This window comes from uncultured Gemmiger sp. (genome assembly GCF_934561205.1).
In the GTDB taxonomy this organism is placed as follows: Bacteria; Bacillota; Clostridia; order Oscillospirales; family Ruminococcaceae; genus Gemmiger.
The window spans coordinates 106,687-127,899 of record NZ_CAKTFU010000002.1; the positions used below are offsets into that span (position 1 = coordinate 106,687).

Below are 21,213 nucleotides of genomic sequence, written 5' to 3' on the forward strand. Positions count from 1 at the left end.
AAAATAGCTCACATCAGGCGCTGTACAAAGCGCCCGGCGGCCTCCATGGCCTCGGCGGCGCGGTGAATCGGCATCTGCTGGAAAACGTGCCAGCATTCCTCGTATACCTCCAGCGCGGCGTAACCGCCGGATTTTTGCAGTGCGTCCGCCAGACGCTCGCTGTCGGAACGCAAAATCTCGTTGGTGCCAACCTGAATCAGCGTCGGCGGCAAACCGCGCAAGTCGGCAAACAGCGGGCTGTAACAGGGCCGGCTCCAATCGGCGTCCGGCCCGGTGTAGGCGGCGCGCACGGCGGCAATGTACTCCATCGTGAGCATGGGGTCCAGCGTGCGGCAGGTGCGGTAGCTTTTGCCGCTGGCGGTCATATCCGTCCAGGGGCTGAACAGCACCAGCCCGCGCGGCTGGGTGCGGCCCTGCTCTTTCAATTTCAGGCAAAGTTCCAGTGCAAGGTTTCCCCCGGCGGAATCGCCCGCCACAATGATATCCCGCGCACCGTAGCCCATATACATCAGATAGTCCCACGCGGTCAGCGCGTCCTCAATCTGGGCGGGGTACGGGTTATCGGGGGCCAGGCGGTATTCAAACGAAAGCACGTCATATCCGGTGCACAGTGCCAGCTTGCTGGCCAAAATGCGGGCATATCCCAGCTGACCGCAGGTGTAGCCGCCGCCGTGGCAGTACAAAACGGCGTGGCGGCGGTCGTGCCCGTGCTCCAGGCAGACCCATTCGGCGGGCAGACCGTGGATATTCAGTGCGTCATTGCGTATGCCTAGGGAGGGGGTCACCAGACGGGCAAAAAGCTCCTGTGCGTTGCGCTGACGCTCCAGATCTTCCGGCGTGGTGGAGGTGTGGTCGGTCGCGCTGTGCACCGCCTTGATGGCGCGCATCATGGGGCCGAGATCCTCGGCATTGGTGTCCCGCTGGGGAATCAATGTTTTGATAACGGTTTCCAGCCGCTGTGCCAAATCGGACTGTTTTCTTCTTGCCATAAGGGACTCCTTTGAACGGTGTGTAGAACGTTATTTGTATTATAGCGTTTTTGTAGGCGTTTGTCTATGCAAATGTGCCGCCGACACAGCAAAAAAGTGTCGTTTGTGCACAAAGAAACCGCATAATATTCAGCATAAAACCGCTTGCTGAAACGGAAAATTGTCCGTATAATAGATACAGAATGTAAAATTTTGGGGTTCCCTGCCCGGACAGGATGTTTGTGTTGGATTTTTCATCGGTACAATTTATTTTTGTGTTCCTGCCGCTGACGCTTTTGGTGTATTATCTGATGCCAAGGGTCTGCCGCAACGGTGTGCTGGCGGTGTTCAGCCTGCTGTTTTTTGCACTGGCGGGCTACCGCAGTGCCGCCGTGGTGCTGGGGGCGGCGTTCATCAACTGGCTGGGCGGGCTGCTTTTGGGGTATGCCGAGCACAAAAAACCTCTGCTGGCGCTGCTTGTGGGCTGTAACATTGCGCTGCTGGCGGGGCTGAAGTACGCATCCCTGCTGGTGGAAACACTTGACGATGTGTTGGGCTTGACGCTTCCGCCTGTTTCCGCCGTGCTGCCTGTGGGCATCAGCTTTTATCTGTTTACGGCCATCGGCTACTGTGTCGATATTGCCGAGGGGAAGGCCAAGCCGATAAAAAGCCCCGCGCGGTTTTTTGTGTTTCTGGCGTTCTTCGGCCATGCGCTTTCGGGGCCGATCGTGCGGTGGGAACAGCAGTCCGCCCAACTTCCCTGCTGCAGTGAGGGCCGCCGCGTGGATGTTGACCGCTTTTGCGGCGGCATCAAGCGGTTTGTGCTGGGGCTTTCCAAAAAGGTATTGCTGGCGGACCAGCTGGCCTTGATTTGTGCCAAGGTGACCTCGGTTTCGGCCGCGACGCTGCCCGCCCCGATTCTGCTGCTGGGCTACACAGCGTACATGCTGCAGCTTTACTATGAGTTCTCCGGCTACGCCGACATGGCGGTGGGGCTGGGACACTTTTTCGGCATTACCCTGCCGGAGAGCTTTGACGACCCCTACTGTGCATGCTCGGTGACCGACTTTTGGCACAAATGGAACATGACCCTGTCCGATTGGTTTCGGGATTATGTGTATATCCCGCTGGGCGGCAGCCGCAAGGGCGAAGGGCGCGCCTGCCTGAACCTGCTGGTGGTCTTTGCGCTGACGGGCTTTTGGCACGGCGCGGCGTGGAAATATCTGGCGTTCGGCGCGATGCACGGCGTTATTTTGTGCGCGGAGCGCCTGGGGCTGCGGCAGTTGGTGCAAAAACTGCCGGGTGCGCTGCAGCATCTTTACACGCTGGCCCTTTTGTGGCTGACCTTTTTACTGTATGGTGCGCCCGGTATGCGGGAGGCGCTGGCCGCGCTGCGCGGGGTGCTGACCTGGCAAAAGGGTGCGCCCGGCTATGCGTGGCAGGCCTTTGCCGATACCAAGCTGCTGATGATTTTTGTGTCGGCACTGTTGTTGTGCGGTCCGCTGCCCAGTCTTTTGCCCCGCCGCAAAAAAGCGGTGAGGGATCAAAGCGTACCGTCAATACCCAGCATGGCGGTTTTGCTGGTGCTGCTGTTCCTTTGCATTATGCGGGTGTCGGTGGGCACCTACAACGAGTTTTTGTATATCCGCTTCTAAGAGGTCATGTTATGAAAAAACTGTGTATAGCGGCTAAATATTTATTTGTGGCGGTGTTTTGCGGTGTGATCGGGCTGTCGTTTTTGGTTTACAACCTTTTCTCAACGCGCTTTTCCACCGACAAGCATGAAAACCGCCTGCGCACCCAACTGCCGCAAACTCTGCAATCCGACCCGCGTCGGCTGCCCCAAACGCTGAACCTGTTTATGGTGGACAACGCGCCGTTTCGTTTTCAGCTGACGTGGGTCAATGCACAGCTGGACTATATGTTGTTCGGCACAAGCCAGAGCCAAAAGGTGCTGCCCGGCAAGGACGGATGGTTCTTTTACAAAGAAAACGAGCCGGAGGCACGTCCTCTGGCGCGGTATCAGGGCAGACCCGATACGCTGGACAGCCTTGCCGCGCTGGCGCAGAGCAGCGCCAAATTGCAGGTCATCCACGACCGTCTTGCGGAGGCGGGCTGTACCTTGGTGTTGGACATGACCCCCGACAAGGCGCGCATCTACCGTGAATATCTGCCGGCAGGCTACCCCATTGTGAGCGAGGAAAACCGAACCGACTGCCTGGCGGCGTACTTGAAATCACACACCACGGTGCCCATAAACTGGCGCTGTTCCCTGCTGCGCAGCCAGGCACGGCTGTATCCCGACCGGCTGCTGTACTATAAAGCGGACGGCCACTGGAACGCGCTGGGCGCACTTTTGAGCCTGGACGGTATTTTGGAGGAGCTGAATCTGCCCACCCGCCTGCCCACGGAGTATCAGCTGACGCCTGTCGGTACCCTTACCGGGGATATGGCCTACGCGACCTCACTGTACGACAGTGTGCCGGACGAAACCTGTTGGCAAATTTCGGAGTATGAGACGATGTTCCCTGCCGACAGCCGTACAGTGCGGGTATTCGGTGACAGCTTTGGTGAGGAGTATATGCCCTTTTTGCAGTGCCGCTTTGCGCAGGCGCGATGGGAACGGCTGGAAAATTTTGACGCCTCCCTTTTGGACGACCCGGACTGCCAGATTTTGATTTTGGAATGTAATGAGAGAAATCTTGACAAATTGCTGGACATTGTAGAAAACTTTTAAGGCGATATTGGTTTCTTATCCTGACGCATACGCTGCGGCGTATGCGTCTTTCTTTTGGGTGCAAAAAGCCCCCTGCGGGGCAAACCGCAGGGGGCAGATGAAAACGGAGAAAACAGGTGCGAAAATCAGCGCTGGATACGGCCGGAACCGTCGCCGCCGGCCAGCTTCTCGACCTCGGAAACGGTGACCATGTTGTAGTCGCCCTCGATGGAGTGCTTCAGAGCAGAAGCAGCAACGGCGAACTCGACAGCCTGCTGCGTGGTCTTGCCGCTCAGCAGGGCGTAGATCAGGCCGCCGCCGAAGCTGTCACCGCCGCCGACGCGGTCGATGATGTGCAGGTCGTACTTCTTGCTGAAGGCATACTCGCCGGAAGCAACGTCGTACAGCATGGCGCTCCAGCCGTTGTCGAAGGCAGAGTGGCTCTCACGCAGGGTGATGGCAACCTTCTCGAAGCCGAACTTGTCAGCCAGCTGCTTGGCAACGCTCTTGTAGCCCTCGCGGTTGATCTCACCGGCGTAGATGTCGGTAGCCTCAGCCTCGATGCCAAAGACGTCCTTAGCATCCTCCTCGTTGGAGATGCAGACGTCAACGTACTGGCACAGGTCGGTCATGGCAGCGCGGGCCTGCTCACGGGTCCACAGCTTGCCGCGGTAGTTCAGATCGCAGCTGATCTTGACGCCGTGCGCCTTGGCAGCCTTGCAGGCCTCGCGGCAGATCTCAACAACATTCTCGCCCAGGGCCGGAGTGATGCCGGTGAAGTGGAACCAGTCCACGCCCTCGAAGATATCATCCCAATCGAAGTCAGCGGTGGTGGCCAGCTGGATAGCGGAGTTGGCACGGTCGTAGATGCAGACAGAACCACGCTGAGAAGCGCCCTTCTCGTTGAAGTAGATGCCGACACGGTCACCGCCGCGGGTAATCTTGCTGGTGTCGACGCCGTAGCGGCGCAGGCTGTTGACAGCGGACTGGCCGATGGCGTGGCTGGGCAGCTTGGTTACGAAAACGGCATCAGCGCCATAGTTAGCCAGAGAAACGGCCACGTTGGCTTCGCCGCCGCCGAAGGTGAACTCCAGGTTGTTGGCCTGGACAAAGCGCTCGTAGTTGAACGGCTGCAGACGGATCATCAATTCGCCAAAAGTAACGACTTTCATGGTGAACTCCTTTAATATTAGTTTTTATCTGTGTACGGGGCGTGTGCCCCATTTCGGATACAAAATTACTTATTTCTGAACCAGATGCAGGGCAAAGCCGGCGATCTCGTCAGCAAAGTAGATGGCAACAGTCTTGCCGTCCTTGACGTTCTTGCTGTCCATATCGAACTTGACACCGCGCTGGCTCAGGTGGTAGATGGCGCGGTCGACGTTGTTGGTCAGGATAGCAATGTGGCCGTGGGTGCCGCGGCCGGGCTTCTTCATGATCTCGAATTCCTTCTTGCCCACGAAGATGCTGGAGTTGCCGGGCTTGACAGCCATGCTCAGCAGAGCGCCGATAGCCTCAGCGGTCTTGGCAGCCTCGGCCTCGTCGGCGCAGTTGATGCCGATGTGGCCCAGTTCCAGGCCCAGCATGACGTCAACGGCCTCACGGCTCATGGCAGTGATCTCGTCCCAGGCACCGGCCTTGATCTTGTCGCCCTTGCACATCCAGGTGCCGCCGACAGCGATGATCTGGTTGTAGCCGAGGTAGTTGTTGACGTTCTTGGCGTTGACGCCGCCGGTGCACATCCACTTGCAGGTCTTGAGAGCTGCGCCGATGTTCTTCAGCTTGTCCACGCCGCCGTTGGCCTCTGCGGGGAAGAACTTGACGACCTCGCAGCCCATATTCATGGCCTGCTGCATCTCGCCGGAGGTGGCGGTGCCGGGCATCATGATGCCGCCCTTGTCGATGACATGCTTGCAGACCTCAGGGTCAAAGCCGGGGGCAACGATGAAAGAGGCACCGGCGGCCATGGCGCGGTCAGCCTGGTCAACGGTCAGGACCGTGCCGGCACCCAGCAGCATATCGGGCAGCTCGTCGTGGATCTTCTTGATGCACTCCTCGGCGCAGGCAGTACGGAAAGTGACTTCCGCAGCAGGCAGGCCGCCGTCCATCAGGGCCTTGCACAGGGGCAGGGCCTCGTCCACGCTGTTAAAGGCAATGACCGGGATGATGCCGATCTCATACACACGCTGCAAAACAGAATTCATAGCAATTCTCCTTTACTCTATGTGCACCGCGATCTGCGGCGCAATTCTTTAGTTTTATTATACGCATCGCCGGGAAAAACGTCAATCGGTCAATTTTGACAAGGAACAACCGACATTTTTTGTCACAGATGCTTGAAATTCCGCAATTCGGCATATGGGTTGCAAAAACAGAAAAACTTTGCTATAATTATTCCACTATGCGGAACGCAATTCCGAAAAAAGCAAGTTCCGCAAATTATGAACAAATTGTTAATTTTTGAGGAGGGCTCACCCATGGCGGAGAAATCGGGCGTACAAAGTGTTGAGCGTATCTTTCAGCTGATAGAAAGTCTGGCGGCACACCCTGCGGGGGCAGGGCTGCAGCGTCTGGCACAGGATACCGACCTCGCCAAAAGCACGGTGCACCGTCTGCTGGCCAGCCTGGTTTCGCTCGGCTACGCCGCCCAGGACGAAAACGGCCGCTACCGCCTGACCTTGAAGATGTTCGAGCTTTCCAGCGGCATTGTCAACAGTATGGACATTATGGACGTGGCCAAGGTGCATCTGGAGCGTTTGGCACAGCGCACGGGCGAGGCGGTGCATCTGGTCATACGCGACGGGCAGGACATTGTATACATATATAAGACGGAAAGTGGCCCGATGCGGATGTCCAGCCGCGTGGGACTGCGCAGCCCACTGTACTGCACAGGCGTGGGCAAGGCCATTTTGGCCACCCTGCCCGCCGATGAAGTGACGAACATCTGGCAGCACACCACCCCGCAAAAGCTGACGGCGCACACTATCGTGGAATTTGACGCCCTGCAAGCCCAACTGGCCGAGGTGCGCACCAACGGCTATGCCATTGACGATGAGGAAAACGAGTTGGGGGTGCGCTGTGTCGCGGTGGCGATCCCAGGCGTCGGCGGACGCGCGGACAGCGCGTTTTCCATCAGCGGTCTGGCACCGTATATGACGCCGGAGCGTATCCGCCGCATTGCCACGCTGGCGCAGGATGCCCGCACCGATATTATGGCCGATTTGGGTTTGGCCAAACGAATTTGACAGGATAACCAAGTACAGGCACACGCTTTTGGGCAGTGTGCCTGTTTTTTGCAGGGATTGTCAACCTTTAGTGAGAAAATCGGTTGACATATGGCGCGGCGGCGCGGTATACTGCCCACAATGCGGCAAGAAAAGGGGGCGGCAGTTTGGTTAAGCAGCAGGTTCTGGCGGCACTGGACGCCGCCAGAGGAAGGTATATATCGGGGCAGGAGTTGGCACAGCAGCTGGGCGTAAGCCGCACGGCTGTCTGGAAGGCTGTCACGGCCTTGCGCGCCGACGGAACCCCCATCGAGGCGGTGACCAATCGGGGTTATATCCTGCACAAGGACACCGACCTGCTGGACGCCGACGCAGTCTGCGCCTTGCTGAAGGGTGATGCTGCCGGTCTGCAGGTCGAGGTCGTGCAGCGGCTGCCCGGCACCAATGCTGCCCTGCGCCGCCGGGCGGCCGATGGTGAACCCGAGGGGCTGGTGCTGATTGCACAGGCGCAATCCGCCGGACGCGGGCGGCAGGGGCGCAGCTTCTACTCGCCGCCGGGCGGGCTGTACATGAGCCTGCTTTTGCGCCCCGAAATGGCAGCGCGGCAGGCCGTGCAAATTACCGCCATGGCGGCCGTAGCGGCGGCGCGGGCTATCCGGACGGTGTGCGGCGTGCAGGTACAGGTCAAATGGGTCAACGACCTGCTGTACGGCGGCAAAAAGGTCTGCGGTATTCTGACCGAGGCGTCACTGGATCTGGAATCCGGTATGCTGGACTATGCCGTGCTGGGGCTGGGTCTCAACGTGGTGACCCCGCCGGGCGGCTGGCCGCAGGAACTGGCCGCAGTAGCAGGCGCGCTGTATGAAACGATCCCGCCGGGAGGAACCCGCGCGGCGTTGGCGGCGGCGGTGCTGAACGAGTTCTGGACAATGTACACGGCTCGCGGCCACGGCAGCTTTTTAAAGGAATATCGGCAGTTGCAAATTCTGCCGGGAAAGCAGATCGAGGTCATGCGTCCGGGCTGCGAGCCGCGCTCGGCATTGGCGCTGGGCGTGGACGATGAGTGCCGCCTGTGTGTACGCTTTGAGGGAGAAACTGCGGTAACTGCACTTTCGTCGGGCGAAGCCCGCGTGCGGGAAACCGGGTAAAATAAATAGAGGAGTTTTGAAACAAACATGGAAAATTCGGCAAATCGTGTCCGCAAGATGGTTCTCTGCGCGTTGTTCACCGCTGTGACGGTGGTATGCAGCCAGCTGGCTGTGCCTACCCCGTGGGGTGTGCCCGTCAACCTGGCGCTGTTCGGCGTGTATATGGCCGGCATGATGCTCGGCCCCATTTGGGGCGCAGCCAGCCAGGTGGTATTCATCCTGCTGGCGGCTGTGGGTGTGCCGGTTCTGGCGGGCTTCAACGGCGGACTTTCGGCTATTCTGGGCAAGACCGGCGGTTATGTTGTGGGCTATGTTCTGGCGGCAGCCATCGCCCCTGCCGTGGCAAACGCCCTGCAGCGCAAGCCCTGGGCTATGGTGCTGGGCATGGTGCTGGGCTGCGCTGCCTGCTACCTGCTGGGTACCATCTGGTTTATGGCGCTGACCGCCACCCCGCTGATGACCGCACTGGGCTGGTGTGTTATCCCCTACCTGCCGGGCGATGTTATCAAAATCGCGCTGGCGGTGCTGCTGACTGTGCAGCTGGACAAACGTCTGCCCAAAGAAGTTTTGGCATAAGAGAAAGGAAGGGCTTCAGGCGTGTGCCGATAAGACAGTAATTTGAGAAAACTACAAAATCGGCATCTGCCAAGCAGGATTGGACAACAAAACAGGCGGCACTCAACTTCGGTTGGGTGTCGCCTGTTTTTACATCTAAGGGTTGAGAATCACCTGTTTTTTGCGCTGAAAAGCAAGGATAGCGAAAAGGGTGAAATAGTTATCGCCTTTGCGCGGTTCTTTTGTGAAACAGCGAAACGCTGCATAGCGGATACCGTTCGCTGGGAAGTGCGTATATTTGCGGTCAAGCAAAATACCCCTCAAAACCGTAAAGTCGATAGATAGGTATTTCGATGCAGAGTATGATTGACACTGTAAGAATCGAAAAATCAGATTTTAGCACAAAATAATATTGCTAAATGGCGATAACTTCCGTCGCGCCTATTGAAAATAGAATGATTGCTGTGTTATGCTGTGTGTACACACGAACGAGTGGGCACGTTTGACGATCTGATCTACAATGACCTGCTGACGTATGCCGTCATCGTTTTGAATGGCGATTCAAAGGCGCATCTCGAAGTGGTCACGGAATATCAGCCTTTAGATCAGGCTCAATTATTATCATGAAGCAGACGATTGGAGAGATACCATATGACGATCAACTGTGTATGGGAGCATAACGGCAGAGACACCTTGCTTTATGCGGTGGATTTTGTAGGTGCATACACCCGCGGAGAAACATTGGAAGCCGCTGTCCGGAAAATGCAAGCAGAAATATGCTCTTATCTCAAATGGTGCGGCAAAAAAGCAGTAACAAGCATGGATATCGCCATCATCGAAGAAAAGGTTTCCGAGCTTGCGATCTGCGACGCGGACTCTGATGTGCTTTTTGAAAGTGAAAAAGCACCGCTGACAGCAGAAGAATATAAAAAGTTAAAGGCGCTTGCGCTGAAATCAGCGCAGGATTTTCTTGCCTTGTATGATTCTGTTCCCGATAAGAATGCAACGGCTGCGCCCGAACGCAAGACCTTTTACGGCAAAGTCCCGCGCTCAGCTGATGAAATGTATGCGCATACGAAAAATGTAAACGAATACTATTTTTCGGAGATTCATGTTGATGCCGACAATGACGGAAGCATCTATGCGTGCCGCAAACGCGGATTTGAGGCGCTGGAAGCAAAGGGAGATTTTCTTGAAAATGTAGTCGTCGCAGGTAGCTATGGAGAAGATTGGTCTCTCCGTAAGGTGCTTCGTCGATTTATTTGGCATGACCGCATTCACGCCAAGGCAATGTATCGAATGGCTACAAAAGTTTTTGGTGTGGAGAGCATTGTAAATCCGTTTTACTTTTTTGATGAAGGAGTTTTAACATAATGGCAAGAACCGAAACGGTTGAATTTACAAATATGTGCATGATCTGTGATGGCAGCCGAGTTGTTGTGATCGACCGGAAAAAACGGGACTGGCCGGGCATCACATTCCCCGGAGGTCATATAGAGCCGGGAGAATCCTTTACGGATGCCGTGATTCGTGAGGTGCTGGAGGAAACTGGACTGCATATCTGTTCTCCCCAGCTCTGCGGTATCAAAGACTGGTGTGAAAATCAGTGCAGGTTCCCGTGGATGAGCTGCTAAAAGCGGAACAGGCATGACCGCAATCATGCCTGTTCCAAGAAATTTGATTTTACTGTCTTACCAGCAGAGAGCTTCGACTCTTCCTTTTTTGTTTGCGTTTCGGACCTTTTGGTGGTATACTGGGTGCAATACGATAAAGGAGCGATACCCTATGAAATGGTTGGCTGTGGATTACGGCGACAGCCGCACCGGCTTGGCCGGCTGCGATGAGAGCGAGACCGTAACCTCCCCTATCACCCCGCAAATTGAGGGAAAAAGTATGAACAAGGTGGCCGCTGCCGTGGTCGAGGCGGCCCGCGCCCGCAGCGCTGCCGGGCTTGTCTGCGGTTTACCCAAGAATATGGACGGCACCGAGGGCAAGCGCGCCGAAAAGAGCCGCCGTTTTGCCCAACGTCTGGCCAACATGGCCGGTATGCCCGTCGTCATGTGGGACGAGCGCCGCACAACGGTGTCCGCCGCAGCCATTCTGGCGGACAACGATACCTTTGGACAAAAGCGCAAGGAAAAGCTGGATTCGGTCTCCGCTGCCGTTATTCTTGAGAGCTTTCTGAATTGGCGCGCCCATCACCCCGACGAGACCGCACCCGAACAGCTTCTGCCCCAACCGCAGGAACAATAAAAAGGAGCAAACTATGCCAAACGAAGAACTGCGTATTCCCCAACATGTCGCCATTATTGTGGACGGCAACCGCCGCTGGGCCCGCCAGCGCCTGATGCCCGCCAGTGTCGGCCACAAGGCCGGCTTTGACCGCTTGCAGGAAATCACCCGCTATGCTGTGGGTGACCGCGGCGTCAAGGTGCTGTCGCTGTATGTGTTCTCTACCGAGAATTTCTCCCGCGATGCCAAGGAAGTCGGCTATCTGATGGATTTGTTTGCCAACAACTTCCGCACCATCGCCGAGGAAATGAACGAGCGCGGCTGTCAGGTGCTGTTCAGCGGCCGACGCGAGGGTCTGCAGCAGCGTGTGCTGGATGCTATGGACTATATGATGGATCTGACGAAGGATAATAAAAAGGGAATCGTCAATTTCTGCCTGAACTACGGCAGCCGCGCCGAACTGACCGATGCCGTGCGGGCTATTGCCGACGAGGTGCAAAAGGGTACACTGACGCCGGAGCAGATCGACGAAAAAACCATCGAGAGCCACCTGTACCGCGACCTGCCCCCCGTGGATCTGATGATCCGCACCAGCGGTGAGGAGCGTCTGTCCAACTTCCTGCTGTGGCAGTGTGCCTACGCCGAATTTTACTTCACGCCGGTATTGTTCCCCGACTTCAATAAGCAGTGCTTTGACAAAGCGCTGGAGGAATACAACCACCGCGACCGCCGTATGGGCGGCAACACCAAAAAGTAAACGCAAACGAGGGCTGCCTGAAAAAATCGGGCAGCCCTCGTTTTGTACATCATCAGCCCACGGCGTTGTTGTCCGTGCTATCGGCGGCCCATTGGGCAGCCAGCTCCTCGGCGGTGGGGCCGGGGTAGGCGGCAATTGTGATATGCTCAATCGTTACATCGCCGCTGTCAAAGGGACGGCAGGTGTCGGAGCCGTCCTCGGATTCAATGGTTTTTACGCTTGCCAGCTTGTCCACAACGCTCAGCCCTTCATACACCTGGCCGAATACCGTGTCGGTATTGTCAAGATACGGCAGGCCGCCTGCGGCGGCGTAGGCGTCGATTTGTTCCTGCGTATATCCGTTTTGGGCAAGCTCCTGCTGCTGCGCGGAGTCTACACTGTCGGGCAGTGCCTGCACAAAATAGAACTGGCTGTTGCCTCCGGTTTTTTCGCCGCCTGTGGCAATGGCTGCGCACAGCGCGCCGGCGTAGTGCTTTAAGGCGGGGTCGATCTCTGCCGGGTAGGGATTGTTGCTCCAAATCGTAGAGCCGCCTGTGCCTGTGCCGGTGGCGTCGCCTCCCTGCACGGCAAAGCCGTATTGGGTGCGCCAAAAAACCGTGTCGTCATAGTAGCCGAGGCGCGCCAGCCCTGCAAAGTTGTACACAGCCATGGGCGCGGCGTCGGGGTACAGCACAGCGCGAATTTCGCCCTGGGTGGTCGTGAAGATGGCGATGGTATCCCCTTCTGCGGGGGACGCAAACTGGCGCTCGGTACTGGTGACGGCCGTGCGCTTGGGTGTGCCGATGCTGCCGCCGCAGGCACACAGCGTCAGCAACAGTATGGCAGATACCAGGCAGAGAAATTTTTTCATGATGGACCTCCGCATATGAGCAGCCCATATAGTTCGCTCCGACGCCAAAACATAGCCTGTGCGGCCGATACGAAGCATACAAAGCTGCTGAAAAGTCTAAGTTCTTCTATTATATCACAGAATCTTTGTGTTGAACACCCTTGACGTTTCAGAAAAAAAACGGTAAACTATAAGCAAGAAATTCAACCGACCATAGGAGGTCACTTATGTCTGATGAACTGAGCCCGGAAATGCTGGAAGAAGCTACCCCCGATTTGCTGACCTTGGAAGATGAGGACGGCAAGGAAGTTACCTTTGAGGTGATCGACGCTACCGAAGTAAACGGCACCCGCTATCTGGCTGTGATTCCTTACCAGGAGGATCCTGAAAGCCTGCAGGAGGAAGCCGAGCTGATCCTGATGCGCATCGGTACCGATGATCAGGGCGAGTATATGGATATCGTGGACGACGACGAAGAGCTGATTACCGTCGGCAAAGTTTTCGAAGAACGTCTGCGCGCCATGTATGACATCGACGATTCCGAATTGGACTGATTCTAAGGTGTAATTCCCCCTGCGCAGTTCGATTTGTTGCGGCCTTTATAGAATCCTACTAATCAAATTTTGGGAGCCCGCGTCAGATGCGGGATTGCAGACCTCCCGCCCAAGGCGGAAGAAGGGAGCATGAATGCCTTTGCAGGGCACCCACCTGCCAATACCGGTAGGTTTTGATTGGTTGCAGACGGCTGTGCGGGGGTTTTTCAGAAATTATGTCCGGGCGGGTATTCCCTGTCCGGATTTTTTGCATATATTTTTTGACGGAGAGAATTATGGCGGCAAAAATCAAGACGGGCGATAAGCTGCCCATGTTTTTATATGACACGCCGTATCGGGCACAAAACCGCTTTCGGGATCTGTTGGCGGCGCAGGCGCCGTTGGTGTTGGTGTTTATGGCCAACTTTGGCAACCCTGTGACCCGAACCTTTGCGAGCCGTTATGCCGAAACCTTTGACAAGCTGTACAGCGGCGGCTTTGCGATGGTGGTGCGCTCCCGCGCGGATAAGCTGGCCGGCAGTCTGGCGCAGGATGCCCTGCCCTTTCCGCTGATGTGCGATGCCGACGGCGTTCTATATGAACTTCTGGACATTCCCACACGCAGCAGTGCGTGGATGGCCTATTCGCTGGAGGCATTGCAAATTTTCCGGCAGGCCAAAAAGCAGGGGTACCACACCGCCAAGGGCAAGGAGCAGCAGATGCCTTTGACGCTGATATTGGACAAAAACGGCAAGGTGTTATTTTGCCACTACGGTACCAGCATGACCGATGTGCCGCGCGACTGCGAGGCAATGCAGAACCTGCTGGATGAGCTGGAATTGATTCCGGACAGCTTTGAAAAGGCTGTGTTGGCTGTGCAAAAATGATAAACTACAAAGAAAAAAGAGCCGCGTTGCGGCTCTTTTTTTATGCCTTGTATAAAGCATGGACGGCGGCACGGACGGCATCTTCGTCCGTTTGCTGAATGTGCCATTCGTCCAGGCCGGGCAGCCCCATGGGAACATCAGCCCGCCGAAACCGCATGCCGCTTTCCAGCAATGCTTTGCCGCTCATGTGGAAGGCGGCTGCACGGGGAAGCTCCTGCCGCAGACGGGTGATGACGGCGGCGTTGACCCCCGCTCCAATCAAAACCTCCGGGCCGCCCTCGGCATCGCGCAGATGCAAAAGCTGTTGTAAAACCGCAGTCCCCTCTGTGCATACTGCGGCGCTGCCGCTGGTCAGTACGGTATCAAAGCCCAATGCGGCAGCGCGGCGGTAGGCGGACAGAGGGTCGCGCGAAACATCTATGCAGCGGTGCAGCGTGCGCGGTAAATTGCCACATACGTCTATCATGGGCTGCAAGGCCGAGACATCCAACTCGCCGTCGGACGTAAGCGCACCGATGACAAACCCGTCGGCACCGCATTGCCGCAAGGTTTTGATTTGTGCACACATCAGCGCAATTTCATCGGGGGTGTAGAGAAAATCCCCTGCGCGCGGCCGCATCAGACAGCGAACGGGAATATCCCAGCGGCGCTTGATTTCTACAAGCAATTCCGCATACGGGCTCAGCCCGCCAAGCGCCAGCGCGCTGCAAAACTCCAGACGGTCTGCTCCGCCCTGCACGGCGGCCTGTGCCGAGGCCAGGCTGTCAACGCATACTTCCAATACCTTTGCCATAGTGTCCACGTCCTTCCTGCTTAGTAATTATCTATTGTAGCACAGGCAGACGCAATGGGCAAGTAATCAGGCGGCGCGGCCGCCGCGCACCACCCGCAGAGGCACCGAAACGGGTCGCTGTACGGTGTGAGCATCGGTGACTTGTGTTTCGGGCAAAAGCAGGATGCCGCAGACGGTGTTCAGCGCATATACGCAGCCGGCCCCAATGACGACAGCTGCCACAAAAGAGATCGTGCCTTCAATAGCGCCGGAAATCAGCATCACTAAAACCAGAGCAGCCGCGCAACCCACTACTTTGCAAAGCTCTTTTTTGATTTTGCCGGTGTTCATAATTGCTCCTCCTTAAAAATAGAAACCATACCGCAAATACGGTTTCTTATAAGATACATTTTGATTCCGCAGTTGTTGTAAATTTATAGTACAACAACCAACAGTTGTTGTCAATAGGAATTTACAACTTATTTTTGATTTATTTTCGAGAATCCCCTTTACAAAAACTACAAGTGGTTGTATAATGATGACAAATAGAAGTGTCGCAGTCGATGGCTGCTTACCACATAAAAGGAGTTATTGGTATGTTTGCAGAACGCTTGAAGCAGGCTCGCAAGTCCAAACGGTACAGCCAGGCAGAGATTTCACAACTTTTGGGTGTGACGCAGCAGGCTGTCGGCAAATGGGAAACCGGCCGTTCCACCCCGGATCCCCAGACGATCGCGCGTTTGGCTGAAATTCTGGGCACCACAGCCGATGTGCTGCTGGGGCTGCAGCAGGATGCCGAAAACTCCCCTGTCGTAGGCCGCAACGCCTTCAGCCGCTATACACAGTGCGAGATACCTGTTATCGGCACGGTTCGCGCAGGCTACGGTGCCTTGGCGTTTGAGGAGGATTACGGCAAGGAGTATGCCAGCGTGAAGGATCCCAGCAACTACTTTTATCTGGTAGTCAAGGGTGACAGTATGGAACCGCGTATCTCGGACGGGGACCTGGCCCTGGTACACCGCCAAAACACGCTGGACAACGGCGACCTGGGCGTTCTGGTGTACGGCCTGGACGGTGAGGGAACGCTGAAGAAATATATCCAGCGCGGCAACGCCGTGGTTCTGCAGCCCTTTAATCCCAACTATGAGGAACTGGTTATTAAAGGGGAGGAACTTGACCACCTGTATATCGCCGGCAAGGTGGTGGAAACCAAGGCTAAGTGGTAAGTGAGCCTGTAATTTCCTTACAATCTTATTCTAGCACGCGAAAAGTCCTATAATTTGGACTTACAACAGAAAACACAAACAAAAAATGCTGCCCGCGGCAAGCCGAGAAATCCGGCGTTTGCGGCGGGCTGTATTTTTTATACCCTTTTTTAGGAGCATACCCTATGAATCTGGAAGAAAAACTGGAAATTCTTGCCGACAGCGCCAAATATGACGTGGCCTGCACGTCCAGCGGTGTGGACAGAGCCGGGCAGCATGGCAAGCTGGGCAGCTGCAGGGCGGCCGGGATCTGCCACGCCTTTACGCCGGACGGAAGGTGTGTCTCCCTTTTGAAGGTACTGTACTCTAACGCATGCTGCTACGATTGCAGCTACTGCGTCAACCGCCGCAGCAACGATCGTCCGCGGGCGACCTTTACCCCCAAGGAACTGGCTGACTTGACTATTGGGTTTTATAAGCGCAATTATATTGAGGGGCTGTTTTTGTCCAGCGCGGTAATCAAATCCCCCGACCACACCATGGAACTGATGATCGAAGCGCTGCGTATTTTGCGCAACGAATACCGTTTTAACGGCTATATCCATGCCAAGACGATACCGGGAGCCGACCCCCTGCTGGTGCAGCAGTTGGGATTTTTGGCAGACAGACTGTCGGTCAATATTGAACTGCCGAGCGAAGTCAGCCTGAATCGGCTGGCGCCTGACAAAAAGAAAACCTCCATTTTGCGGCCTATGAAGCAAATCGCCGTGCAAAATGTGCAGAGTAAACAGGAAATGACGGTGTATCGCCATGCCCCGGCTTTTGCGCCGGCAGGACAAAGCACCCAGATGATTATCGGTGCTACGCCGGAAAATGACCTGCATATTATGGATCTGACCGAGGCACTTTACAAAAAATACTCGCTGAAACGCGTGTTTTATTCGGCCTATCTGCCTGTGGTCGAGGACAGCCGCCTGCCTGCCCTGCAGACCAAACCGCCGCTTTTGCGCGAACATCGGCTGTACCAGGCGGACTGGCTGCTGCGGTATTATCATTTTTCCGCGCGGGAGCTGTTGACGGAGGAAGAACCGAACTTTGACCCGTATCTTGACCCCAAATGTACCTGGGCGCTGCGCCACCCGGCTTTTTTCCCCGTGGAAGTCAATACGGCCGAGCGCGCGGCGCTGCTGCGTGTGCCGGGCATAGGCCCCAAGAGCGCCGACCGTATCCTGCAGGCGCGGCGTGTGCAGCACCTGGGAATGTCGGAGTTGAAGCGCATCGGCGTGGTCCTGAAGCGCGCTCAGTATTTTATTACCTGCAGCGGACGCGCACCATCTCACGGCACGCGGGCGGAAATTGCGGCGGCGTTGCTGGATCCCAAGGCGTTTTCGGTGGGGGTGCAGCAGATGAGCCTGGATGATTTTGTGACAAAGCCCCTGCCTTTTGCCGCCCCGGAACTGCACATGCTGACGGACAACGGTATGGCGGCGGGTAAGGCGGCCCGTCTGCTGAAGGAGGAGGCTCTGCAATGCGTTACCGGGCGGATGTAAGGGACATTATCTATCGCTACGACGGCAGTTTTGCCGGCTTTTTGTGCTGCGTGTTTGAAAGCTATACCCGAAAAGAAATCCCGTCGGAAATTGTAACACCGGAAACAGAGCAACCTATGCTGTTTGAGATGCGCAATATCTCCACCGAAAAGGAAAAAGCCCGACGCGTAGCGGTCGGGCTGAAACGGTTGGGTGCATCGGTCGAGGATCGCGTAAGAGTGGGCTTTTTGTCGTGCGCAGAGGAAAAGGATTTGGTTTTGCTGCGGTTTATCCGCCTGTGCTTTGCGCAGGGTGGACAGACGGCACAGATGCTGGGACATACGCAGGTGGCGGACGCCTTTGCGCTGGAACGCACGGTAAACAATGAAATTTGCCGTATGATCGAGCTTTTGCGCTTTGAGGAAAAGGATGGTATGCTGGGTGCGCAAATCCACCCGCAAAACCGTGTGCTGCCCATGCTGCAAGCCCACTTTTGCAGCCGCCTGCCCGATGAGGATTTCCTGATTTACGATGCCACCCACAAGGAGGCTTTGTTTCGGCAGAACGGCCAGGTGCAATACATGCGCATGGAGCGTTATGAGCACGCCGAAGGGGCTGACGAGTTGGCGTGGCAGGGATTGTGGAAACGCTTTTTTAAGGCGTTGACCATTGAAGAACGCCGCAACGAAAAACTGCAGACGCAGCATGTCCCCCTGCGCTATCGGCAGGATATGCCGGAAATGCGAAAAGATATTTTACAGCCGTAAAAAGGCGGCTTAATCGTAGTCATATTCCGGATTTTCGGCCTGATATTCGCCCAAAAAGCGCAAAAGGCGCTCGACGTCGGCGTAGGAAATGCGCCCTGTGTCGGCCAACACCCGCACCATGGCACGCAGATCGCCGCCATACAGCGTTTGCAGATGCTGCTGGCTGACGGCGGCACAGTAGGTGGTGTGGCGCACAAGCGGGAAATAGACGTTTTTGCTTTTTTCTTTTTCGCTGCGGACAAAGGACTTTTTTTCCAGCCGCAGCAGAAAATTCAACAGGGTCGAATCTGCCCAGCGGCATTCTGCCGGAAGATGGGTCGCGATATCGCGCCGTGTGGCGGGCGCGCGGCACGCCCACAGCGCTGCCATGACCTGTTCCTCACTGTGTGATAGAGTCTGCATAGGAATCTCCTTTTTTACAGATGTAAAAGATGCTGTAATTATATTTTACATCTGTGGGAGATAAAATGCAAGAGTCTTGTGCTGCAAAATTTTTAGGTGATTTTCCGCCACGGAAAGACACTTTGTTTTACAAATGTAAAATAAAGTGTGCGCAATAAACGGACATTTAGCTATTCTGCAAAAACAAACCGCTGCTGCGAGCATGTTTTCGGAATGTTGCCAACTTGCTATGTTCCGTTTCCCTCACTATACTATATACATAGACGCAACGATGCGCGATGGGCAGCATCCGAGGGTGCTGCCCGTTTTATATTAGGGAGGAATGGAAAATGGCCAGAGTATATAATTTCAGTGCAGGGCCTTCGATGCTGCCGGAGAGTGTTTTGAAAACCGCACAGGCGGAGCTGTTGGATTACCGCGGTTCCGGCATGAGCGTTATGGAGATGAGCCACCGCAGCAAGTGGTTTGAGAAAATTCTGGAAAACACCGAGGCCTCCATGCGGCGGGTATTGAATATCCCTGACAATTATAAAGTGGGCTTTTTCCAGGGCGGTGCGACCCAGCAGTTTGCCATGGTGCCGCTGAACTTTATGACCACCGGTACGGCAGATTACCTTGTGACCGGCAATTTCAGCAAAAAGGCAGCCGAGGAGGCCGCTAAGTTCGGCACGGCCCGCATTGCCGCCAGCAGCAAGGATAAGAATTTTACCTATATCCCCGATGTGAACGCCATTGACTACGACCCGAATGCCAGCTATATCCATATCTGCCAGAACAACACCATTTTCGGCACCAAATATAAGGAAGTGCCGCAGGTGGAGGGCGTGCCGCTGGTGGCGGATATGAGCTCGATGATCTGCTCTGAGCCGGTGGATGTCAGCAAATACGGCGTCATCTACTTCGGCGTACAGAAAAACATTGCCCCCGCCGGTATGGCGGTCGCCATCGTACGCGAGGACCTGCTGGGCAAGGCTGCCAAAGGAATGGAGCCTGCGCAGATTCCGACAATGATGAACTACACCACCCTGCTGAACGCCGACAGCATGTACAATACCCCGCCCTGCTGGTGCATTTATATGACGGGTCTTGTCATGCAGTATCTGGAAAAGGAAATCGGCGGTCTTGCCGAGATGAAGAAAATCAACGAGGCGAAGGCGAATGTGCTGTACGAGTATCTGGACGGGCAGGATTTCTACAAAAATCCCGTGCAGAAGGAATACCGCAGCCTGATGAACGTCACCTTTACCAGCCCCGACGCCGACACCGACAAGGCATTCTGCGCCGCGGCGACCGAGGCAGGCTTCGTGAACCTGAAGGGACATCGCCTGGTGGGCGGTATGCGTGCGTCCATCTACAACGCCATGCCGCCGGAGGGCGTTGCCAAGCTGGTCGATTTTATGGAGAAGTTCCGCAAGGAGCATGAATAAGAGAGGGTATATTCTATGTATACGATCAAAACGCTGAACGCGATCTCCCCTGCGGGGCTGAGCAAGCTGCCCGCCAACCAGTTTGAGGTCAACAATGATTCCGATGCACTGGACGGCATTTTGGTGCGCAGTGCCGACATGCACGATATGCCCCTGCCGGACAGCCTTCTGGCGATCGCCCGCGCGGGTGCGGGTACCAACAATATCCCCGTAGATGCCTGCACAGCGGCGGGTATTGTGGTGTTCAACACGCCCGGTGCCAACGCAAACGCCGTGGCAGAGCTGGTCGTCGGTGCATTGGTGGCGGGCAGCCGCAACATGGTGGACGCCGTGAACTGGGCGCAGACCCTGAAAGGGCGCGACACCATCGCCAAAGATGTGGAAAAAGGCAAAAAGCAGTTTGTCGGGCCGGAACTGCGCGGTAAGACGCTGGGCGTTATTGGTCTGGGAGCCATCGGCGCCCGCGTGGCCAACGCCGCTGTGGCGCTGGGCATGGAGGTGCTGGGTTACGACCCGTACATTTCTATTGATGCGGCATGGAGCCTTTCGCGCAGTGTGCAGCACTGCGTCACCCTGAGCGATATGCTGCCCCGCTGCGATTACCTGACCATCCATGTTCCCTACCTGCCCACGACCCGCCACACCATCAATGCCCAGACGCTGGCTATGTGCAAGGAGGGCGTACAGGTGCTGAACTTTGCGCGCGGGGAGCTGGTGGACAATGCGGCCCTGCTGGATGCTTTGAACAGCGGCAAGGTGGCGCGGTACTTCTGTGATTTTCCCAGCGAGGAGCTGCTGGGCGTCAAGGGCGTGGCCTGCACGCCGCATCTGGGTGCCAGCACCCCCGAAAGCGAGACCAACTGTGCAGTTATGGCGGCGGCCGAGTTGAGCGACTACCTGAAAAATGGCAACATTACCCACAGTGTCAATCTGCCGGACGTCAGCCAGCCCCGCATCCACGGTAAGCGCATCTGCATTATCCATAAAAATGAGCCGGGCGCAATTTCCGCCATCACCGGCATTTTGACGCAGGCGCGGTTGAATATCGAAAACATGGTCAACAAGGGGAAAAAGGACGTGGCCTACACGATGCTGGACGTTACCGGCGATGTGACCGATACACTGGCTGAGGAGCTGCGCGGCATTGACGCCGCCATCCGTGTACGAATCCTGTAACAGGCAAAATCCCTGCCGCATTTTGCGGCAGGGATTTTTTGCGGCGATGGTTTGCGAATTTTGGCAAAGTATGCTATACTAAAATG

At 56.0% G+C, this 21,213-nt stretch carries 24 protein-coding genes and 1 other RNA gene; 18 read left to right on the forward strand and 7 right to left on the reverse strand.

From position 1 onward, the window contains the following. Positions 1-8 precede the first annotated feature (8 nt). Positions 9-989, reverse strand: coding sequence for an alpha/beta hydrolase (locus Q0I19_RS01905; RefSeq protein WP_294758507.1), 981 nt, complete (start codon positions 987-989; stop codon positions 9-11). Positions 990-1,213: 224 nt separating this feature from the next. On the opposite strand from Q0I19_RS01905, the gene Q0I19_RS01910 reads away from it, so the two are divergent. Continuing rightward, positions 1,214-2,623: an MBOAT family O-acyltransferase gene (locus tag Q0I19_RS01910; RefSeq protein WP_294758506.1), complete on the forward strand. Its 1,410-nt coding sequence runs from the start codon at positions 1,214-1,216 to the stop codon at positions 2,621-2,623. An 11-nt stretch (positions 2,624-2,634) separates the two neighbouring features. After that, positions 2,635-3,705 carry a hypothetical protein gene (locus Q0I19_RS01915; protein WP_294758504.1) on the forward strand — a complete coding sequence of 357 codons (1,071 nt, stop codon included), beginning with the start codon at positions 2,635-2,637 and terminating at the stop codon, positions 3,703-3,705. A gap of 125 nt (positions 3,706-3,830) precedes the next feature. Here the strand turns inward: Q0I19_RS01915 and Q0I19_RS01920 are convergent, their stop codons facing one another. Next, positions 3,831-4,856: a sugar kinase gene (locus Q0I19_RS01920; RefSeq protein ID WP_294758502.1), complete on the reverse strand. Its 1,026-nt coding sequence runs from the start codon at positions 4,854-4,856 to the stop codon at positions 3,831-3,833. A gap of 69 nt (positions 4,857-4,925) precedes the next feature. After that, the gene (gene eda, locus Q0I19_RS01925; protein ID WP_294758500.1) at positions 4,926-5,888 is read right to left on the reverse strand and encodes a bifunctional 4-hydroxy-2-oxoglutarate aldolase/2-dehydro-3-deoxy-phosphogluconate aldolase; all 963 of its coding nucleotides are present in this window, start codon (positions 5,886-5,888) and stop codon (positions 4,926-4,928) included. A 273-nt stretch (positions 5,889-6,161) separates the two neighbouring features. Between eda and Q0I19_RS01930 the strand changes: the two genes are divergently transcribed. The 8 genes from Q0I19_RS01930 (at position 6,162) to uppS (ending at position 11,600) form a co-directional block, all read left to right on the forward strand. Then, a complete protein-coding gene (locus Q0I19_RS01930) occupies positions 6,162-6,929 on the forward strand; it encodes an IclR family transcriptional regulator (RefSeq protein ID WP_294758498.1) in 768 nt (255 codons plus the stop codon). A 146-nt stretch (positions 6,930-7,075) separates the two neighbouring features. After that, positions 7,076-8,056 (forward strand): biotin--[acetyl-CoA-carboxylase] ligase, encoded by a 981-nt coding sequence (locus Q0I19_RS01935; protein WP_294758496.1) that lies wholly within the window; start codon positions 7,076-7,078, stop codon positions 8,054-8,056. A gap of 27 nt (positions 8,057-8,083) precedes the next feature. Next, positions 8,084-8,632 carry a biotin transporter BioY gene (locus tag Q0I19_RS01940; RefSeq protein ID WP_294758494.1) on the forward strand — a complete coding sequence of 183 codons (549 nt, stop codon included), beginning with the start codon at positions 8,084-8,086 and terminating at the stop codon, positions 8,630-8,632. Between the two features lie 471 nt (positions 8,633-9,103). Then, positions 9,104-9,238 carry a DUF6061 family protein gene (locus Q0I19_RS01945; protein ID WP_294758493.1) on the forward strand — a complete coding sequence of 45 codons (135 nt, stop codon included), beginning with the start codon at positions 9,104-9,106 and terminating at the stop codon, positions 9,236-9,238. 24 nt (positions 9,239-9,262) lie between these two features. Beyond that, positions 9,263-9,985, forward strand: a complete 723-nt coding sequence (locus Q0I19_RS01950) for a hypothetical protein (protein WP_296023205.1) — start codon at positions 9,263-9,265, stop codon at positions 9,983-9,985. After that, positions 9,985-10,245 carry an NUDIX domain-containing protein gene (locus tag Q0I19_RS01955; protein ID WP_294758490.1) on the forward strand — a complete coding sequence of 87 codons (261 nt, stop codon included), beginning with the start codon at positions 9,985-9,987 and terminating at the stop codon, positions 10,243-10,245. Before Q0I19_RS01950 ends, Q0I19_RS01955 begins: the two co-directional genes overlap by 1 nt. A gap of 151 nt (positions 10,246-10,396) precedes the next feature. Further along, on the forward strand, positions 10,397-10,864 hold the full coding sequence (ruvX, locus tag Q0I19_RS01960; protein ID WP_294758488.1) for a Holliday junction resolvase RuvX: 468 nt from the start codon (positions 10,397-10,399) through the stop codon (positions 10,862-10,864). 13 nt (positions 10,865-10,877) lie between these two features. Further along, positions 10,878-11,600, forward strand: coding sequence for a polyprenyl diphosphate synthase (gene uppS, locus Q0I19_RS01965; RefSeq protein ID WP_294758486.1), 723 nt, complete (start codon positions 10,878-10,880; stop codon positions 11,598-11,600). Between the two features lie 52 nt (positions 11,601-11,652). On the opposite strand, the gene Q0I19_RS01970 is transcribed toward uppS, so the two are convergent. Next, on the reverse strand, positions 11,653-12,450 hold the full coding sequence (locus Q0I19_RS01970; RefSeq protein ID WP_294758483.1) for a peptidylprolyl isomerase: 798 nt from the start codon (positions 12,448-12,450) through the stop codon (positions 11,653-11,655). A 206-nt stretch (positions 12,451-12,656) separates the two neighbouring features. On the opposite strand from Q0I19_RS01970, the gene Q0I19_RS01975 reads away from it, so the two are divergent. The 3 genes from Q0I19_RS01975 (at position 12,657) to Q0I19_RS01985 (ending at position 13,849) form a co-directional block, all read left to right on the forward strand. After that, positions 12,657-12,983, forward strand: coding sequence for a DUF1292 domain-containing protein (locus Q0I19_RS01975; protein WP_294758481.1), 327 nt, complete (start codon positions 12,657-12,659; stop codon positions 12,981-12,983). A 13-nt stretch (positions 12,984-12,996) separates the two neighbouring features. Further along, positions 12,997-13,189: non-coding RNA, 6S RNA (ssrS, locus tag Q0I19_RS01980), on the forward strand. A 69-nt stretch (positions 13,190-13,258) separates the two neighbouring features. After that, a complete protein-coding gene (locus Q0I19_RS01985) occupies positions 13,259-13,849 on the forward strand; it encodes a redoxin domain-containing protein (protein WP_294758479.1) in 591 nt (196 codons plus the stop codon). Between the two features lie 40 nt (positions 13,850-13,889). Here the strand turns inward: Q0I19_RS01985 and Q0I19_RS01990 are convergent, their stop codons facing one another. After that, the gene (locus Q0I19_RS01990) at positions 13,890-14,642 is read right to left on the reverse strand and encodes a copper homeostasis protein CutC (protein WP_294758478.1); all 753 of its coding nucleotides are present in this window, start codon (positions 14,640-14,642) and stop codon (positions 13,890-13,892) included. Between the two features lie 66 nt (positions 14,643-14,708). Beyond that, a complete protein-coding gene (locus Q0I19_RS01995) occupies positions 14,709-14,972 on the reverse strand; it encodes a hypothetical protein (RefSeq protein WP_294758476.1) in 264 nt (87 codons plus the stop codon). A gap of 245 nt (positions 14,973-15,217) precedes the next feature. On the opposite strand from Q0I19_RS01995, the gene Q0I19_RS02000 reads away from it, so the two are divergent. From Q0I19_RS02000 to Q0I19_RS02010, 3 genes are all read left to right on the forward strand, one after another. Beyond that, a complete protein-coding gene (locus Q0I19_RS02000; protein ID WP_294758474.1) occupies positions 15,218-15,847 on the forward strand; it encodes an XRE family transcriptional regulator in 630 nt (209 codons plus the stop codon). 164 nt (positions 15,848-16,011) lie between these two features. After that, entirely contained in the window at positions 16,012-17,376 is a 1,365-nt protein-coding gene (locus Q0I19_RS02005) for a putative DNA modification/repair radical SAM protein (protein ID WP_294758473.1), read from the forward strand. Beyond that, positions 17,355-18,122, forward strand: coding sequence for a TIGR03915 family putative DNA repair protein (locus Q0I19_RS02010; protein WP_294758471.1), 768 nt, complete (start codon positions 17,355-17,357; stop codon positions 18,120-18,122). Before Q0I19_RS02005 ends, Q0I19_RS02010 begins: the two co-directional genes overlap by 22 nt. Before the next feature lie 9 nt (positions 18,123-18,131). Here Q0I19_RS02010 and Q0I19_RS02015 read toward each other — a convergent pair whose 3' ends face one another. Next, the gene (locus Q0I19_RS02015) at positions 18,132-18,524 is read right to left on the reverse strand and encodes a BlaI/MecI/CopY family transcriptional regulator (protein ID WP_294758469.1); all 393 of its coding nucleotides are present in this window, start codon (positions 18,522-18,524) and stop codon (positions 18,132-18,134) included. 329 nt (positions 18,525-18,853) lie between these two features. On the opposite strand from Q0I19_RS02015, the gene serC reads away from it, so the two are divergent. Together serC and Q0I19_RS02025 are read left to right on the forward strand one after the other, a co-directional pair. Continuing rightward, positions 18,854-19,951 carry a 3-phosphoserine/phosphohydroxythreonine transaminase gene (serC, locus tag Q0I19_RS02020; protein ID WP_294758467.1) on the forward strand — a complete coding sequence of 366 codons (1,098 nt, stop codon included), beginning with the start codon at positions 18,854-18,856 and terminating at the stop codon, positions 19,949-19,951. A gap of 15 nt (positions 19,952-19,966) precedes the next feature. Further along, entirely contained in the window at positions 19,967-21,127 is a 1,161-nt protein-coding gene (locus Q0I19_RS02025) for a phosphoglycerate dehydrogenase (RefSeq protein ID WP_294758465.1), read from the forward strand. The last annotated feature ends 86 nt before the right edge of the window (positions 21,128-21,213 follow it).